We start from the raw sequence: 17,719 nt of genomic DNA, 5'->3' as shown, positions 1-17,719 counted from the left end.
ACAACTTTCTACATCATCAGTTTGCTCAGCCGGTTCGACGCTGCCACTGCGTCGTCGATCATCTCGTCGAAGATGGCTTCGACGTTCCTCACCGCATCGGCAAAGACCGCCGCGTGGCCGTAGTCGATCATGCCCTTGCGGGTGTCGCCAGTCACGTAGGCATCGTGTGCAAGCGCGCCCATCACGTGAGGGCGGAATTGCTCGAACTCGGTCACCTGTGCACGATCCAGTTCCATGACCGCCTCGGCGCTCTCGTTGCGCAGCACGCGATGGTGATCACGGATCGCAGACTTGACCACGACGCTCTCGCTGCCGTCGCCCGCCACCACCGTCGCCTTGACCTCGGGATGAATCCACAACTCCTCGGCAACCATCATGCGCGTGCCCATGATGACCGCGTCGGCCCCCATCGCCAGCACGCCTGCAAGTTGCCGCCCCGTGCCGATGCCGCCGCCGATCACAACGGGCAAGCCAACTTCCCGCGGCGCCTGCGCGGCCTGCACGATGCTGCCGATCTGATAGATGCCGGGGTGTCCGCCGCACTCGTTGCCGACGACGATCACACCGTCGACGCCCATCCGCGCAGCCGTATGCGCATAGCGCACAGCAGGCACCTTGTGCAAAACCGTGATGCCCGCCTCCTTGAGGATGGGCACGACCGCTTCCGGACTCGCACCCGCCGTTTCCACGCAGGCGACGTTTTCTTCAATCAGAATGCGGATCTGCTGCTTGACGCGCTCCACACCGCCCGCTTGCCGTGAAATGTAGAGATTGACGCCGAAATTCTTCGCACCGCTGAGTTCGCGACAGGTCCGCAGCTCGTTGCGAAATTCGTCGGCATCGGGAAAGCCGGCACCGACGATGAACCCCATGCCGCCTGCATTGACGACCGCCGCGACATATCGGGCGTCGGACACGCGTGGCCCGAGACCGCCGCAAAGAATGGGGTGGCGAATGCCGAGCAGATCGGTGATTCGCGTCTTGTACATCTGTGGGCGCACGATGCGGTTTCCTCGCGTAAGTCAGCGAAACGAGATCGTGTGGCCACCGTCCACCGCGATAGTCTGGCCGTTGATATAGCCGCCCGAGGGCGACGCCAGCAGCACGGCGAGCCCGGCAATCTCCTCGACTTCGCCGAAGCGCTGCGACGGATTGCGGCCACGGTACCATTCGACCATCGCCTCGTCTTCCCATTGCGATCGTGCCATCTCGGTCTTGAACGTGCCCGGCGCAATGCAGTTGGCAGTGACCCCCTTCGCGGCGAATTCCATCGCGAGGTTTCGCACCAGTTGCATGTCGGCGGCCTTGGTGAGCCCGTAGGTTCCCGTCACGGCGTCGCCGAACAGCCCGACCACCGATGCCACCGAAATGAAGCGGCCATAGCCGCGCTCGATCATGCCCGGCATGGTCATCTGCGCGAGCCAGATATTGCTCTGTACATTGACCTGCATGAACTTGTTGAACGTTTCGTCCTGCAGGTCGAGGGCAGATCCGATCCACGGATGAATTGCCGCATTGGCCATCACGATATCGACTCTGCCCCACTCGCCGTTCGCTGCCTCCACGAGATGTTGCAGCTCGGCCTTGCGCCCGATGTTGCAGGCAAACGGCATGGCCACGCGGCTGCCGATCTGTTCGTTGATTGCTTGCGCGGCGGATTCGCAGGCGTCGGCATTGCGGCCGGAAATGACGACCTTTGCGCCATGCTCGGCCATGCCGAGCGCGCTGGCGTACCCAATGCCGCGGCTCGATCCTGTGATGATGGCGACCCTATCGGTCAAGTCGAAAAGCGAAGAGCCCATGCGTACTCCACATAAGAATGGTGTGCCGATGAAGGAGAATCACCGTGCCAATTAGCCCTGTTTGCGTTTCTGCTGGGCGATGAACGCTGAAGCAATCTCGTGATGCTCATTGCTGAGCGTTGCCGCAAGCTGGCGCGCAAGCGTCGTGTCGAGCATCTGCGCGGCACTGCGATGGAGGTGGAGATTCATCAGCTTCTTGGTTTCTCGCAGCGCGTGACGTGGTTGTTCGAGCAGTTTTTCGGCAAGCGCCAACGCCTCGTGCATCAGCTTGCCTGGCTCCACGACGCGGTTGGCGAGTCCGTATTCAACCGCCTGCTGCGCGGTGATGCGATCGCCCGTAAAGATCAGTTCCTTCGCCCGCAGCAGGCTCGTGTAGAGCGGCCACGCTACCGAAATACCATCGCCGACGACAAGACCGATGTTGATATGCGGTTCGGCCAGAAACGACTTCTCGGACATCAGAACGATGTCGCACAACGTGGCCATCGTCGCGCCCCACCCCACCGCCGGGCCGTTGACCGCCGCGATGATCGGAATCGGCACGTCGATGAAGCCGTGTATGGTCTGGCGTGCATTCTCCTGAACACGCCGGGCGAACTCGGGGTCGTCGAGCGTCTTGACGAAGTGATTCATGTCTCCGCCCGCGCTGAATGCCCTTCCCGCGCCGGTGAGAATCGCCACGCGCGCCTCGGGATCTTCAGCCAACGCCGCGAATAGCTTTGGATAACCAAACAGCATTTCCGTCGTCGACGCGTTCAGATCGTCCGGCCGGTTGAGCGTGATGATGCGCAGGCCGCCATCTGCCGTAACTTGAATATCGTCTGGAAGGCCGTATAGATTTGTCATGTTTGCCGTCGTGGGATGAGCCGGCGCTACCGCGCCCGGGTTACGCGCCTTGTTCGGCGGATCGATTATTTCTGCACTTGCCACGCCATGCCGCCGCGTTGCTTTCGTTCCGCCAGCGCGGCCTTCTCGATGCGCAAGGCATCCTGGAGTGTTGCCAGCGCGCCCTGATCGATCACTTGCTTGACTGTTGCGAGGAGGTCGGGACGACGGCTCGCAATCGTCTTCGCAACCGCCTTTGCCCGCTCCATCAACTGATCGTGACCGACCACCTCGTTCACAAGGCCAATCCGCAACGCGGTAGCCGCGTCGATCGGCTCACTCGTCAGGCTGATCTGCTTGGCCCACCTCGGGCCCACGATATAGGGCAGCCGCGCTGTCATGCCGCCGCCTGCGAGTGCGCCGATTTTCGTGTGCGTGTCGGCAAAGCGCGCTCGCTCGGACGCAAGGATGAAATCGCATCCCATTGCAAGCTCGAACCCGCCAGTGACGGCGGCGCCATTCACCGCCGCGATCACCGGCTTGGTGATGCGCGGCCACATGTCGATCATCTCCGCGACTCGCGCGCGCGGCGCATCGGGCGCGGAGAAGTCGTTGAGATCGAGCCCCGAGCAAAAGGCCGGATCGGCACCCGTCACGATCAGCACGCGCAGGCTTTCGTCGGATTCGAAGCGGCGTAGTTCTTCGACCAGCGCTTCGGTCAACGCAAGGTTCAGCGCATTGCGCGCCTCGGGGCGGTTCAGTGTGAGCGTGAGTACGGCATTCTCACGCGTCGTGCCGAGCAAATCGGTTCTTTTTGCGTCCATGGCAGTGCCTCGATAAGGTTCAAGCCGCCGCCGCCAATGCCTCGTGTTGAATCTGGCATGCGTAGCGATTCAGGTGATAGTCCATGTTGCCAAACAACGCGTCGAGCACCAGATGGCGGCGATAGTGATGACCCACCTTGTATTCGTTCGTGATGCCATAGCCGCCGTGCAACTGAATGCCTTGCTGCGTGACGAACTTCGCGCTGCGCGTAGTCTGCGCCTTGCAACCCGAGATCTCCACGCTTCGCTTCGCGCTGTCTTCGCTGAGCGCAAGCAATGCACGGTGCAGTGTTGCTCGCGCCTGCATGGCATCGATCGCCATGTCGGCCATACGGTGTTGCAGCGCCTGGAAGCTGCCAATTAAAACGCCGAACTGCTTGCGCGTTTTCAGGTATTCCGAAGCAAGTTCGATGGCGTCTTCCATATTGCCCACCAGTTCCGCGCAAATCGCAACGATGGCTTCGTCGACTGCTGCTTGCAGTCCTTCGTAAGCACGGCCTTGCTCGCCGACGACATCGGCATCCGCCACGATCACGCCTTCGAGCAGCAGATCGGCCGACGGCGTACCGTCGAGCAGCGTGCACGTCTTGAGCGTCACGCCAGCCTGCTTCGGATCGACGAGGAAAATGCCGATGCCGTCCTTGTCACAGGCTGCACCCGCGGTGCGAGCGACGACGAGCAAGCGGTCGGCAACGGGTGCGCCGACCACGAGCGTTTTGTAGCCGTCCAGGCGCCAAGCGCCGTCCGCCGTCTTCTTCGCCGTGGCCGTGACGTAGTGCACCTGGCCTCGCGCCTCGCGCTCGCTATGCGCAACCGCGTAAACGGCTTCGCCGGAGACGATTTCCCCGAGCATGGTTTCGCGCTGCCCTTCGCGCCCGCAGCGCGTAACGAGCGCAGCCGGAAACACGCCGCACATCGCGTAGGGTTCCAGCACCAGTGCGCGCCCGATCTGCTCGGCCACGATGGCGCTTTCCACAGGCGAGAAACTGAGCCCGCCCATTTCCTCCGGCACCGCGATGCCAAGCCAGCCCATTTCCGCGAGCGCGCGCCATGTCTCGCGCGAAAAGCCGCCGCCTTGCGAAGCCAGATTGCTGCGATGTTCGAACGTATAGCTCTTTTGCACGAAGCGCTGCGCGCTTTCCTGCAGCATCCGCTGTTCGTCGCTCAACTCAAAGTCCATGCTGCACCCTCTTTCTACCGGCAATTGACGCGATCGCCCATAACGGCGATCGACGGATGATCGGGGATCGACGCATGCGTCACAGATCGAACATCGCCTTCGCGATGATGTTGCGCTGAATTTCGGCCGTGCCGCCGTAGATCGTGCAAGCGCGCCGGTAGAAAACCTCGGCGGCGAGACCCGGCGCGTATTCGGGCCCGATGAACGATGCATCGCGCAGCGCGTGCTCTTCATTCGGATCGGGGTAGAACACGGCGCCGTAGTCGCCGATCACCTCCAGCAACATCTCCGTGAGCTTCTGGTGAAGTTCCGAGCCTCGCACCTTGAGCATGGACCCGATTGCCATGCCGCCGCTGCGCTCGTCGATCCCTTGATGCAGAATCTTCTGCACCGCCATATCAATCGCCCGAACCTCCAGTTCATGCTGCGCGAGACGCGCCGCAAACGTCGGGTCCTGAATCAATGGCCTGCCCGCCGCGCGCTCGCGCGATGCGTAGTGCCGGATCTTGCGCAGATAGCGCTTGAGAGCCGGTGCTTCGGCGCCGAGGAACGCGCGCTCGTTGAAGAGCAGAAACTTCGTATACCCCCAGCCTTTGTTCACTTCGCCGATCAGGTTTTCGGCGGGCACGCGCACGTTGTCGTAAAACACTTCGGCCAGGTGGTGACAGCCATCGAGCGACCCGATGGGCCGCACGGTGACACCCGGCGTCGCCATGTCGAGCAGCAGGAATGAAATGCCCTTCTGCGGCTTCGCTTCGCTGTCCGTTCGTACCAGCACGAAGTTCCATTGGCCATAGGCGCCAAAGCTCGTCCAGATTTTTTGTCCGTTGACGATGTAGTGGTCTCCATCGCGAACCGCCGTCGTGCGCAGCGATGCGAGATCGGAGCCCGAACCCGGCTCCGAAAAGCCCTGCACCCAGAACACTTCGCCGCGCTGAATCGGCGGAAGAAAGCGCCGCTTCTGCTCTTCGTTTCCGAACTCGCAAATGACGGGTCCGACGAGCGATACACCCGCCTGATTCTGCGCGGGAGCGCCCGCCAGATAGCATTCTTCCTCGAAGATGTAGCGCTGCATCGCGGTCCAGCCGGTGCCGCCGTCGGCAACGGGCCAATGCGGGACCGACCATCCGCGTGTTTCATGCAGAATGCGCGTCCAGCGCTGGGAATCGTCGTCGCCTGCGAGAAAGCCCTGCTGGCCGCGAAACGCCATATCCACCGGCAGGTGCTCTTTGAGAAAAGCCCGAACTTCTTCGCGGAACGCAATGTCGGCCGGATCTACGCGAAAATCCATATTCTTTAGCTTCCAGCGTTTTCGATACGTTGAACAGGATCTGCTTCGGCAGCGCCGGCATTGCCGACCAGCGTGCGCGGCGTGGGCGGCATGCGATAAAGCTCCTCTACGACGCCGCGACGCCGCTCGAGCACGTTGCGCTGGCTAATCGCGCTCTTCGCGCTCAATTCGCCGTTGTCGAGCGTGGGCGGCTCACTTTCGAGCACGATGCGCGCGATACGGGCGGAACTGCCGCCGGGGCGCGCCGCGAGTTTGTCGACGCCCGTCTGGAAGAACGCCAGCACACCACGGCTGTTGACGATCTGATCGACGCTCGGCGTAGGCTCGTGAAGGTCGTCGCACAGCGCACGGCACGCTTCGACGTCGGGGAATACGATTGCGGTCAGGTAATCGCGGTCGTGCCCCGCAATGACGATGTCGCGCGCATACGGGCCGAAAATGTTCAACGCATGCAGACGCAACTCGGCGACGTTGACCCATGTACCCGTGGACAGCTTGAAATTTTCCGCAATGCGGCCATCGAAGCGCAGGCCGAGTTCGATACGCTGCGGGTCGATGAAGGTTGCGGCGTCACCGGAGCGGAAATAGCCCTCCTCGTCGAACGAGGCGGCGGTGCGCTCGGGATCTTTCCAGTACCCTGGCGTAACACAGTCGCCAAAGAAACGGATCTCCAGCTTCGCACCAACTGGCGCCACCTTCACCTTGACGCCGGGCACGGGCAACCCCGCAATCGCCTCGCGCCGCGGGTCCCAGGCTGCCGACATCGGCGTGGGGCCTGCTTCCGTGCCGCCGATCCCCGACATGATGAGCACGCGCTGGCCTATCGTGCGCACGGCGAGTTCGTCGAGTTCGGCCCAGATGTACTCCGGCAGACTTGCGCCGCCGTAGTAGATCAGCGCGAGCTTGCTGAAGAATTTCTCGCGCAATGCCTTGTCGGCTTGAAGATGCGGAATGAGCGAAGCCAACCCTTGAGGCGTATTGAGGTAGACCACCGGTGCGATTTCACGCAAAGCCTGCACGGTCGGGCCAATTTCCTCCGGCGTTGGCTTGCCGGGGTCCAGGTAGTAAGTACCCCCACCGTACAGCACCATGCCGAAGTTATGCGTGCCACCGAAGGTGTGATGCCACGGCAGCCAGTCGACGAGATCCGGCGGCCCGTCCTGAAGAAACGCGAACACCTGCGCGACCTGCTGGCGATTGCTGCACAACATGCGTTGCGGGTAGATCACCCCCTTCGGTGCGCCCGTCGTACCCGAAGTGAACATGATCTTGCCCACCGTGTCCGGGCCCACTGCGTTGAACGCCTTTTCGACATCGGCGGTAACCGGCGTCTTCAGCCACTCCGCGACACGCGAACCGGCACGGCCCTCCGGCAACGGGCCGACGACGACGCACTCCACGTCACCGAATACCTCGCGCAATGCGCGGCCATACTGCGCGCCGTCATCCGCGAACACGAGCCCTGGTGTGCACACAGCCGCCAGTTGCCTGAGCTTCGAAAAGTCCTGCGATAAAAGCGAATACGCTGGGGTCACCGGAATATAAGGAATCCCGACGTGCAATGCGGCAAGCGCGAAGAGCGCATGCTCGAAGCTTCGATCCGAAAGAATCATCAACGGACGCGACGGGGACAACCCTCGATCGAGCAGCGCCTGCCCCAATGCACGCGCACCGTCGAACGCCTGCTTGTAGGTGAGGGACTCCCACGACTTGCCATCCGGCGTGCGGCGCGCGAGCAATGCGCGCTCGGGCGTAACGCTCGCCCAGTGTCCGAGCCGCTCCGTCAAGCGGACGGGATACGGTTCGAGCGGTTCCTTCAGTTCGTACACTACGCTGCCATCGGGTCTGCGCTCGACTATCGCCTCCATGCTGCCGAGGCGAATGGGGCGAAACGGTACATCCATGAGGGCATCGTGCGAAGCCGTACCTGCATCCATCTGAATCGTCCTGTTGTTATTTGGCAAGCCATGTCCTGCGAGCGTTCGCACCACCTTTCGGCAGACGGAAATCTCGCACGTCCAAAATAACCAATAATTGAACGCTGATCATAATGTTGAACCAGCATAACGCGAAATCGAACGCACGTCTATCCGGTTGTCATCCACAAGAAAGGCCCGATGCTGAACCGGCATCTGGCGCGAATACTCGTTGAAATGGGCGACACGATCCCGTCCTTGCGCACTGCACAATCACGTGGACATAAAACCAAAAATACGCTACTTTGTGAACGTCATTCATATTTCCAAACACGACGTACGGATCGTGGCCGAGCGTCGGATCAAGGAGCCATCATGTCGGATGAGGTCGTCGTCACTGCTGCCGTGCGCACTGCAATTGGAGATTTTGGTGGTGCGCTAGCGAGCGTTCCGCCTACGCAGCTTGGCGCGACAGTCGTTCGCGCGCTGCTCGACCGCACGAATCTGCCGGGTGACGATGTCGGCCACGTGGTGTTCGGCAATGTGATCCATACCGAGCCTCGCGACATGTACCTCGCGCGCGTAGCCGCGCTCGAGGGCGGCGTCAGTGCGGACGCCCCGGCGCTGACACTCAACAGGCTGTGCGGCTCCGGCCTCCAGGCCATCATTTCAGCCGCCCAGGCCATCGCGCTCGGCGAAACCGAAATCGCCATCGGCGCAGGCGCGGAAAGCATGTCGCGCGCAGCGTACGTTGCCACTGCCGCGCGTTGGGGCTCACGCATGGGCGACATCCGCCTGATCGACATGATGGTCGGCGCGTTGACCGATCCGTTCAGCGCTTGCCATATGGGCGTGACTGCGGAGAACGTCGCGAAGAAGTACGGCGTTTCACGCGACGACCAGGACCAACTCGCCGTCGAGTCGCACCGGCGCGCCGCACGAGCCATCCACGATGGACACTTCTGCGAGCAAATCGTGCCTGTAGCACTCCGCACGAAAAAGGGCGAAAGCGTTTTCGATACTGACGAACACGTTCGGCCCGGCACGACCGCCGCGGATCTCGCCAAGTTGCGCCCCGCATTCCAGAAGGACGGCACCGTGACGGCCGGCAACGCGTCCGGCCTCAACGACGGCGCCGCGGGAGTCCTGCTGATGGCGCGCCGCACTGCCGAGCAACGCGGCCTTCGTCCACTCGCGCGGCTCGTGTCCTGGGCACACGCGGGCGTCGATCCTCAATACATGGGCATTGGCCCGGTGCCTGCAACACGCAAGGCATTGCAACGCGCGGGCTTGACCGTGGCGGATCTGGACGTGATCGAAGCGAACGAAGCATTTGCCGCGCAGGCTTGCGCCGTCGCGAAGGAGCTAGAATTCGACAGCGCCCGGGTCAATCCAAACGGTTCGGGCATCTCGCTCGGCCATCCCATCGGCGCAACCGGCGCCGTCATTGCGGTGAAAGCAATTCACGAACTGCACCGTTGCGGTGGCCGCTATGCGCTCGTCACGATGTGCATCGGCGGCGGCCAGGGCATCGCGGCGGTCTTCGAACGCATTTAGGGCTACGCAAGCGGTTATTCATTGAATCAGAGGGAGTGACGTGGTACGCCCCGAACAACTGCTCCACCCGCAACGACAACCCGTTTCACCACGTCCGGCGGCAACGATGCTGTTGCTGCGCGACGCGCAATACGAAGGTTCGGCCGCTATTGAAGTGCTGATGACGCGGCGCTCGGCGCAAGCGAGCTTCGCACCGGGCGCCTTTGTCTTTCCTGGTGGAGCGATCGATCCATCCGATGCCCGCATCGCCGCGTGCGCATCACGGCGCGGCACACAAGACGAAGCGCAGGCGGTTCAGGCCGTGGCCGCCATACGCGAGACATTCGAGGAGCTAGGCGTGTTGCTCGCGCGGCGAAGCGATGGCGCGTTCGTCGACGACAGCGATATCGCGACGCTCGACCGAAGCGCGGCGATCGAGGAACATTGCGCGCGGCGAAGCCTCACACTCGCAGCCGACTGCATTTATCCGCTTGCGCACTGGATCACCGACCGCGACCTGCCCCGGCGCTTCGACGTGCAGTTTTTCGTGGCGCGCATGCCTGCTGGACAAACCGCTGTCGCGGACGGCGCCGAGCAATTCGAACCGGTGTGGGTGAATCCCTCCGATGCGCTCGCGCGCCACGCTGCAGGCGACTTCGCGATGATCTTCCCAACCGTGCGCACGCTCGAACGGCTTCGTTCGTTCGACTCGGTCGAAGCGTTGCTTGCGGCATGCGCCGGTGAAAGACCGCTGTGGAGCAGTTGTCCGCGCGGTGGCTTGAAAGCCGGCAGCGTCGTGCGTTGCATGGAAGGCGACGCGCCGCACGGGGAGCTTCGCCTCGTGTGTCCTGACGGCCAGGTCCTTCACGCGCTCGACTGGCGATCGACCGAAGCCGTCCCGCTTCTGAAAAATGTGATGCGGTTGACCGTCGCGAACGGCGGCATGATGACGGGACCAGGCACGAATAGCTATATCATCGGCACGGCGGCATCCGGCTTCATCGTGATCGATCCGGGGCCTGACGATCGGGCGCACCTCCAGCGCATTTTTGCGGCAACCGGTGGCGACATACGCATGATCGTCTGCACGCACTCGCACGCGGACCACGCGCCCGGCGCGCGGCCACTCCAGGCCATGTGCACGAACAAGCCAACGGTCCTCGGTCTGCCGTCCGGGCCCTTTGTCAGGGCGAGCAGCCATTTCGTCCCGGACCGCGAACTGCGCGACGGTGAGTGGCTCACGCTTGCCGGTGATGGCGAGACACATGGATTGCTTGTCGTTCCGACACCGGGGCACGCGAGCAACCACGTGTGTCTCGTCCTCGTCGAGGACGGTTTGCTGTTCAGCGGAGACCACATCCTGAATGGAAGCACGACCATCATCGATCCACCCGACGGCAACATGACTGCGTACCTCGCGTCGCTGGACCGGCTGGACGCGATCTGCGTTGAACATAAGATCGACTTCATTCTGCCTGCACACGGCTACGTGCTCGACTGCGCGCGCGAGCAGATCGCGCGCCTCAAGGCGCACCGCATGGCGCGGGAAGCAAAGATCGCGCAGGCAGTGAAGACACTGCCGAACGGCTCGATCGATGACTGGCTACGCCATGCCTACGACGACGTACCGGCAAAGCTCTGGCCAGCCGCGGCCCGCTCGCTGCTTGCTCATCTCGACCGGTTAGACGAACAAGCCCCGCGTTGCTGAATACAAACTGCCTGCCCACGCCCGTTTTCAATCCGGGCACGGGCAGGCGTATTCGAAAGACGCCTTACAGGACGCTCAGTTGTCTTCTGCGAACGCAGCCAGCCGGCCGTGGATGAGTGCGCGCGCCTCAGCGACCATCCGGCTCACGAGTTCCGCGCAGGTGGGAATATCCTCGATCAGCCCGATCGCGAGACCAGCGGGGAACGTTCCATCTTCCGTATCCCCCGTTTCGTACATGCGTTTTCCGCGCTCGCCACTCACGAGTGGTTTGAGATCCGCGAAGGTCGCGCCTTCCTTGTATTCGAGTTCCAGCACTTTCTCCGCTACCGAATTTCTGAAAACGCGCGAGGTGTTCTTCAGCGTGCGGAAAATCAGCGCCGTGTTGCGCTCGTCGTTCTCGACCAGCCTGCGCTTGACGTTCTCATGAATCGGCGCTTCCTGCGTGGCCATAAATCGCGTGCCCATGTTGATGCCGTCCGCACCGAGCGCGAGTGCCGCGACCATGCCGCGCGCGTCGGCGATGCCGCCCGATGCCAGCATCGGAATGCGCAGTTTCGCGGCGGCTGCCGGCAACAGAATGAGGTTGGGCACATCGTCTTCGCCTGGGTGACCCGCACATTCGAAGCCATCCACGCTCACGGCGTCACACCCCAGTGCCTCCGCCTTCAGCGCGTGACGCACGGAAGTGCATTTGTGGATGACCTTGATACCCGCAGCCTTGAACGCCGGCATGTACGGCTCGGGATTGCGTCCCGCCGTCTCGACGACCTTCACGCCGTTCTCAACGATCGCTTGCACGTACTCATCGTACGGAACCGGTTTGATCGTCGGCAGTATCGTCAGGTTCACGGCGAACGGCTGATCCGTCATCGATCGAACGCGGCCAATCTCGTTGCGCAGCGCCCCCGGCGTGGGTTGCGTGAGCGCGGTGATGGTGCCGAGCGCACCGGCGTTCGAGACGGCAGCGGCCAGTTCCGCGCGGCCCACCCACATCATGCCGCCTTGAACGATGGGATATCGAATCCCAAGCAACTCGGTAATGCGCGTTTTCATGTACTGATCCTGTGATGTAAGTGCAACCTGCTTCCGCAGCGTGCAGGCCGTCGAGCGCGGCACGTGCGTTTGTATTTACGAACACCGTGCAATTATATACACTTTATTCACGTTGCCGATACGGGTGTGCCGAACACGCGCACGTGCGTCGGATTGCACGAGGCATGAATGATCAGGAGAGTTGATGAACAAGCGAGACGAAAAAATTGGCGCTGAGGAAGCGTCGGTTCGCCCCACGCGGGATCAGGCGGAAGAAGCCGTGCGAACGCTTATCCGATGGGCGGGTGACGACCCCGAAAGAGAAGGTCTCATTCAAACACCCGCACGCGTCGCGCGCGCGTATCGCGAGTTCTTCTCGGGATACGAATCCGATCCGATGCAGATTCTTGCTACGACGTTTTCAGAAGTGGATGGCTACGACGAGATGGTGGTACTAAAGGACATCCGCTTCGAAAGCTATTGCGAGCACCATATGGTGCCCATCATCGGGCGCGCCCACGTTGCCTACCTGCCTGAGCATCGTGTGGTCGGCATCTCCAAGCTTGCGCGCCTCGTCGACATCTATGCCAAGCGTCTGCAGATTCAGGAGAAGATGACCGTTCAAATCGCCGATGCGTTGAACACAGTGTTGCAGCCCAAGGGAGTCGCCGTGATCCTCGAAGCCGCGCATCAGTGCATGAGCACGCGCGGCGTGCATAAGCCCGGCGCGTCGCTGGTGACGAGCCGGATGCTGGGTGCGTTTCGCGACGATCCTTCAACGCGCCGGGAGTTCCTGTCTATCGTAGGCCACAGCACGATCATGCCGTTGCCCAATAGCTAAAAGCCAACGTCGGCTCCACGCCGACGTTGGCTTGCATGAGATGCAGGTTATTCGTGACAAGCTTCGCGCGACGCTTACGCAAGCCCCTAAACCTCGCTGGGCTGACGTGTCGTGAGAGGCCGCTCGTAAGAGACGTCTTGGCGATTTCGTGAACTCACGCCATTGCTCATCAAGATTTCGCGCCACGCAGCAGGCACTACGGCAGGCGTGAGCTCGTTGATCGCCTCCGAGATGCAGACGCGAGCGGCAATCGCCCACACGCCATTGCGCTTTTCGAAGCGGTCGATATAGCGCCCCACCGCAAGCGTGTCCGGCTTGACGCGATTCTCGCCGAAGAAAAGCCAGTACGTTTCCCCGTGCGCCTCGTCGCCCTTCAGTTCGACACTGTGATTGAACACCATATGGTGGTGCGAGAGCTGATGCTCGGTATGGTACGCAAAGGCCCAATCTACGAATTCCTTTGCATTGCCAACGAATGCGCCGTGGTCATCGATCCCATCCGGGTGGTACGCCGACAGCGTCAACTCACGGTCCATGCGGTCGACCCCGCGGCAATAGCGGTGCACGCATTCGAGTATGGCCTGTTTGTCCAACAGCGCCTCCACGCGTGCGCTCAACTCTTCGTTCATGGTTTCTACCGTTAGTAAGTCATGGCGACGAAAAAGACCACCGCGCCGATCACCGCGCCAATGAAGCAATACCCTTCACCTGTCGACAAATCGGTTTCCTCTTCTTGCGCGCGACTCGCAATCGCACACCCAACGAGGCCCGCGAATGCCGTCGCACCGAGCACGGCAATCGTCATCACAACGTCGAACAGCGCCGAACGGCCCAACTCTTCCATGCGCAAGTCGCGTTGCAGCAGCCAGATCGCCGCTGCCGAAATCGACAAGAGGATAAGCGGGAGCCATACCCTGCGCGCTTCTCGAGCGCGCTCGCCAGGCATCGTTTTCATCGTGCCGCCCCCTCCATGCGCATCTTGCCGAAGATACGGTGCGCCATCGCACCCAGCGCACGCGCCGCCCAATTCGATTGTTTTGCGCGATCCGATTCGTCCGACGAGGGAGGATGGCTGCCAGCAGGCTGGCGCCGATAGTGGAACGTGTAGTCCGCGAGAGGGCCACGTAAATCGCTGTCGAGCAGATACATCGCATGTCTCCGATCAGGCTTATGCCACGCGGGCGCTTTCGCGGCGCCTCTATGTCGACATCGTAGGTGACGAAGTTCCGTTATGCAACAACTCGTTCAATTAATTGTGTCGGTATTTTCACCAGCCGCCAGGGCGTAGCGTGGTGCGTATGCGCGAGCGCACGCTACGCACACGGTCAAGTGTGCGCAACGGAGCGTATTCAATTTGGGCAAAGCAAAAGGCAGCCCCAAGCCGCATCGCCGATGCGGCTTCGCAACGCGAATAACGGGCCGCCGAGGGGCGATCAGGAAACCTGGAAACCGCCGTCGACAGCCAGGAGCTGGCCGGTGACATAGTCCGATGCCGGCGAGGCAAAGAACAGCACGGCGCGCGCGATATCGGAGGCGACGCCAATGCGGCCCAGGGGCATACGGCCGGGCTGCGTAATCGGGCCGCTTGCCTGATGGACCTTGGTCGATGCAGCTGCGCCCTCGGTCGCCACGCCGCCGGGCAACACTGCATTTACACGAATTGCGTCTGCTGCAAATTCGAGAGCGGCCACTTTGGTGAGGTTATTGACGCCCGCCTTCGATGCGCCGTAATCGCCGTTGTCGAAAATCACGGGCTGCAGCGAAGCCACCGACGAGATATTGATGATGGAACCGCCGCGCTTGGCCGCTTGCATGCGCTTGATCGCTTCGCGCATGCAGAGGAAGGTGCCGCGCAGGTTCACGCCGAGAACCTTGTCCCACTTCTCGGCCGACGTTTCGACGAATTGCGTCTTCGGATAGATACCCGCATTGTTGACGAGAATATCGAGACGCCCGAGCTCCGCCTGCACGGTTTCGTACATCGCAAGAATCGAGGATTCGTTGCCGATGTCCACCTTGACGGCAATTGCCTTACCGGAAGCGCTTTCGATTTGTTTGACCGTTTCCTGCGCCGCTTCCTCGTTCAGGTCCGCCGCGACCACAGCGGCGCCGGCCGACGCCAGCAACAGCGCCGTCTCGCGGCCGATACCCGAACCTGCCCCTGTCACCACCGCCACTTTCTGATCGAGACTGAAAAGACTCGCCACATTCGTACTCACTGCTCCTCCTTTGGCTCGCCACGCGAGCGGGTTATTTTGTGAACGTCATTCGTAAACATAAACACCCCACCTTGGGGTGTCAAGGTGAACGCAGAAACGAATGGCGCGAGGAGCAGCGAGAATGAATCGGTTCAACGGCGCGACTGCGCGCGTCACACCGGGGTCGGCGACGCGATTTCGCGCATGATGTCGAGCATCGCGCGGTGCCAGGGCTTGTGGGGTCTATCCGCCCACACCAGCGACACTTCCGTTTCGCCGGATGCCGGGACATCTTCTATATCAACGTAAGCAACACCTTCCACGGGCAAGTATCGCGCCGAGTCCAGCATCAAACCGACACCCAGCTCGTGAGCGACGAGGTTGAGCATCGTATAGGGGTGGCGAGCCTGCTGGGTCACTCGCGGCGACAAGCCCTCCTCGCGCCGTGCTGCTTCGAACGCGGCGAACAGCGGTTGCGACATCTGCTGAGGGAACATGATGAGCGGATATCGAGCGAGATCCGCGATGCGAATCGAACGCTGCGCGGCGACGGGCCACTTCGCGGGGACCGCGGCCACCACGCGCAGGCGCTCGATCACTTCGCTTTCCAGACCCGAGACGTCCGCCGCGCTGGTCACGACCACGCCCAGGTCGATGCTGCCGTTTTTCACGCTCGCGACAGTCAGGGCACTACCACGCTCGATCAACCGGACATCGACACCCGGCCATTGCTTGCGCAGCCCCTGAATGGCCAGCGGCATGATGCGTAGCGCGCACATCGGCACGAACGCTACGCTCAGGCTCGCCAGTTCGTCGGCTGCCTGGCGTACCCGCCGCTCGGCTAATTCCGCTTGCGCGATCAGCGGCTTGGCTTCCGCGAGCAACGCGGATCCCGCGGGCGTGAGGGTCACACCGCGCGGCGTGCGTTCGAGCAGCTTGATGCCAAGCTGTTCCTCCAGCCGCATGATCGACTGGCTGAGCGGCGGCTGCGCCATGCCGAGGCGCGCAGCCGCACGCCCGAAGTGCTGGGTCTCCGCAACCGCTACAAAGTGCCTGAGATGCCGCAATTCCATGGCTTGATATGACTTCGATATCGAGGGTGCCGCCAGCATATCGCCTTTGTCCCGTTGCAGTGCACTACGGATGAACCCTGGTCACATTTTTGAACGTAGGCGGTATCGGGTGCATCCGAACTTGACGTAGACCTGCGTCCACCATCCCCGCGGGCGTCTAACCGTGGCAGGCCAGCCGGATACCAGCCTCGTCGCGGCGCTCAGCGGCGCAGGGATCACGCCGTCATCCGTGCCCGTGGTGCTACCGTATCTGCGTACCGGGGCACTCAAGATCGTGCTTCCCGAATACCGGGTGCGCGGCGACGAGGCGGATGGCACGGGGCCGCGCATTTACGTGCACTACCCCCATCACCAGTATCTGCCCGCGAAAGTCAGGGTTTTGGTGGATTAGCTGCTCGAACAGTTTCGTTCGACCGATACCGGCAAGGCGGAACTCGACACCTTTGACGCCTGAATGCCGGGCAGCTTCATTCTTCATTCGTGGCCGGCGCCGCGCCGTCGATACGCGGAAGGACTCATCGAAACGTATTTGTGGAAGATGTTGCGAAACGCGCGCACATCTGAATAGCCAACCATGACGGCGATCTGCTCGATGGAGACCTGAGTGTTGCGCAGCATGCGCTTTGCTGACTCGATTCGCAATGAGCTTGCATAAGCCCGCGGCGTCATGCCGAGGCTTCGTGAGAAGCGGCGCAGCAACGTAGCGTGACTGACGGCCAGCACGTCCGCCAGTTCGCTGATTTTGAAGTCCTGGGCGAAACGCTGTGCGAGCCAGAACTGCGCGCTGCTTACGAGCGGATCGTCGCTCGACAGGCGGCCTTCCTCGCGCTCGCCATCCGTGCCTGTCGTCGAGGCGAGCCATTGAGCGGTATGCGATGAAATCGCACGATCGACGAGGCGCGCCACGAGTTGCCATTCGCTTGCCGGCACGCTGCAGGTGTGCGCGCCTCCGTGCTCCGCGATCGTGGCGCCGGTGTCCACGCGCACCTTGGGATAGCGCGAGCGCAGCAAGCCCCTGAGCACGCGCGGGACAGCCGCAGTGCCACCGTCGAGAAGGCCTGCCTGAGCGAGCAGCAATACCCCTGTGCCGCTTGCGGCCAGTACCGCGCCCCGGGAACGTTGCCAACGCAGCCACTCCGTCACCGGCTGTGCGTGGTCGAGCAGCGTAACGAGCGCCTCCTCGCTGGCCACCGCAAAGGCCGGGACGTAGACGATGCTGTACTCGGCGTCGCCCAGCAAGTCGCCGTCACTATCCATCTTCCGGCCGCCGGCGAACTCCAGACTGCCCGCGGTGGCGCTCAACAGGCGCACCTGCGTCTTCATCGTGTGGCGGTATGGCGGCGCGAACTGCGTAAATACATGTCGCGCAATGAGCGCGAACCCATCCACCAGCGCGCCCACGCTCGACAGGTAGCTGCCCGGCAGCACGAGCGCGGCAACGTCTTTCACTGGCTCGGTCGGGGTGGCGGGCTTGCGAATTTCGATCCCCTTAT

At 62.1% G+C, this 17,719-nt stretch carries 18 protein-coding genes; 4 read left to right on the top strand and 14 right to left on the bottom strand.

Annotated features, from left to right (window positions below):
- Nucleotides 1-8: 8 nt before the first annotated feature.
- The 7 genes from M3A49_RS11535 to M3A49_RS11505 all read right to left on the bottom strand — a co-directional run bounded on the left by M3A49_RS11535 (nt 9) and on the right by M3A49_RS11505 (nt 7,859).
- Entirely contained in the window at nt 9-1,001 is a 993-nt protein-coding gene (locus M3A49_RS11535; protein ID WP_266228796.1) for an NAD(P)H-dependent flavin oxidoreductase, read from the bottom strand.
- Between the two features lie 21 nt (nt 1,002-1,022).
- Nucleotides 1,023-1,802, bottom strand: a complete 780-nt coding sequence (locus M3A49_RS11530) for an SDR family NAD(P)-dependent oxidoreductase (protein WP_266228795.1) — start codon at nt 1,800-1,802, stop codon at nt 1,023-1,025.
- 51 nt (nt 1,803-1,853) lie between these two features.
- The gene (locus M3A49_RS11525; protein WP_266228794.1) at nt 1,854-2,648 is read right to left on the bottom strand and encodes an enoyl-CoA hydratase/isomerase family protein; all 795 of its coding nucleotides are present in this window, start codon (nt 2,646-2,648) and stop codon (nt 1,854-1,856) included.
- A 65-nt stretch (nt 2,649-2,713) separates the two neighbouring features.
- Nucleotides 2,714-3,451, bottom strand: a complete 738-nt coding sequence (locus M3A49_RS11520) for an enoyl-CoA hydratase (protein WP_266228793.1) — start codon at nt 3,449-3,451, stop codon at nt 2,714-2,716.
- Between the two features lie 19 nt (nt 3,452-3,470).
- Nucleotides 3,471-4,631, bottom strand: coding sequence for an acyl-CoA dehydrogenase family protein (locus tag M3A49_RS11515; RefSeq protein WP_266228792.1), 1,161 nt, complete (start codon nt 4,629-4,631; stop codon nt 3,471-3,473).
- Between the two features lie 79 nt (nt 4,632-4,710).
- A complete protein-coding gene (locus tag M3A49_RS11510) occupies nt 4,711-5,922 on the bottom strand; it encodes an acyl-CoA dehydrogenase family protein (RefSeq protein WP_266228791.1) in 1,212 nt (403 codons plus the stop codon).
- 5 nt (nt 5,923-5,927) lie between these two features.
- On the bottom strand, nt 5,928-7,859 hold the full coding sequence (locus tag M3A49_RS11505; protein WP_266228790.1) for an AMP-binding protein: 1,932 nt from the start codon (nt 7,857-7,859) through the stop codon (nt 5,928-5,930).
- 354 nt (nt 7,860-8,213) lie between these two features.
- Here M3A49_RS11505 and bktB point away from each other — a divergent pair, with 354 nt between their 5' ends.
- Together bktB and M3A49_RS11495 are read left to right on the top strand one after the other, a co-directional pair.
- Nucleotides 8,214-9,395, top strand: coding sequence for a beta-ketothiolase BktB (gene bktB, locus M3A49_RS11500; RefSeq protein ID WP_266228789.1), 1,182 nt, complete (start codon nt 8,214-8,216; stop codon nt 9,393-9,395).
- A 40-nt stretch (nt 9,396-9,435) separates the two neighbouring features.
- Entirely contained in the window at nt 9,436-11,082 is a 1,647-nt protein-coding gene (locus M3A49_RS11495) for an MBL fold metallo-hydrolase (RefSeq protein ID WP_266228788.1), read from the top strand.
- 75 nt (nt 11,083-11,157) lie between these two features.
- On the opposite strand, the gene M3A49_RS11490 is transcribed toward M3A49_RS11495, so the two are convergent.
- On the bottom strand, nt 11,158-12,135 hold the full coding sequence (locus tag M3A49_RS11490; protein WP_266228787.1) for an NAD(P)H-dependent flavin oxidoreductase: 978 nt from the start codon (nt 12,133-12,135) through the stop codon (nt 11,158-11,160).
- 184 nt (nt 12,136-12,319) lie between these two features.
- Between M3A49_RS11490 and folE the strand changes: the two genes are divergently transcribed.
- Complete coding sequence (gene folE / locus M3A49_RS11485) at nt 12,320-12,955, top strand: GTP cyclohydrolase I FolE (RefSeq protein ID WP_254353339.1); 636 nt, start codon at nt 12,320-12,322, stop codon at nt 12,953-12,955.
- 86 nt (nt 12,956-13,041) lie between these two features.
- Here the strand turns inward: folE and M3A49_RS11480 are convergent, their stop codons facing one another.
- The 5 genes from M3A49_RS11480 to M3A49_RS11460 all read right to left on the bottom strand — a co-directional run bounded on the left by M3A49_RS11480 (nt 13,042) and on the right by M3A49_RS11460 (nt 16,226).
- On the bottom strand, nt 13,042-13,584 hold the full coding sequence (locus M3A49_RS11480; protein WP_266228786.1) for a nuclear transport factor 2 family protein: 543 nt from the start codon (nt 13,582-13,584) through the stop codon (nt 13,042-13,044).
- An 11-nt stretch (nt 13,585-13,595) separates the two neighbouring features.
- On the bottom strand, nt 13,596-13,910 hold the full coding sequence (locus tag M3A49_RS11475) for a hypothetical protein (RefSeq protein WP_254353341.1): 315 nt from the start codon (nt 13,908-13,910) through the stop codon (nt 13,596-13,598).
- A complete protein-coding gene (locus M3A49_RS11470; RefSeq protein ID WP_254353342.1) occupies nt 13,907-14,104 on the bottom strand; it encodes a hypothetical protein in 198 nt (65 codons plus the stop codon). The genes M3A49_RS11475 and M3A49_RS11470 overlap by 4 nt, the downstream gene beginning before the upstream one ends.
- 284 nt (nt 14,105-14,388) lie before the next feature.
- Nucleotides 14,389-15,174, bottom strand: coding sequence for an SDR family NAD(P)-dependent oxidoreductase (locus tag M3A49_RS11465; protein ID WP_266228785.1), 786 nt, complete (start codon nt 15,172-15,174; stop codon nt 14,389-14,391).
- Nucleotides 15,175-15,326: 152 nt separating this feature from the next.
- Nucleotides 15,327-16,226, bottom strand: coding sequence for a LysR family transcriptional regulator (locus M3A49_RS11460; protein WP_266228784.1), 900 nt, complete (start codon nt 16,224-16,226; stop codon nt 15,327-15,329).
- Between the two features lie 163 nt (nt 16,227-16,389).
- Here M3A49_RS11460 and M3A49_RS11455 point away from each other — a divergent pair, with 163 nt between their 5' ends.
- A complete protein-coding gene (locus tag M3A49_RS11455) occupies nt 16,390-16,617 on the top strand; it encodes a hypothetical protein (protein ID WP_266228783.1) in 228 nt (75 codons plus the stop codon).
- 83 nt (nt 16,618-16,700) lie between these two features.
- On the opposite strand, the gene M3A49_RS11450 is transcribed toward M3A49_RS11455, so the two are convergent.
- Nucleotides 16,701-17,675 (bottom strand): GlxA family transcriptional regulator, encoded by a 975-nt coding sequence (locus tag M3A49_RS11450; RefSeq protein ID WP_266228782.1) that lies wholly within the window; start codon nt 17,673-17,675, stop codon nt 16,701-16,703.
- Between the last annotated feature and the right edge of the window lie 44 nt (nt 17,676-17,719).

The organism is Paraburkholderia sp. CNPSo 3076 (genome assembly GCF_026343935.1).
GTDB lineage: Bacteria > Pseudomonadota > Gammaproteobacteria > Burkholderiales > Burkholderiaceae > Paraburkholderia > Paraburkholderia nodosa.
This window is presented reverse-complemented; position numbering and strand designations above follow the sequence as displayed.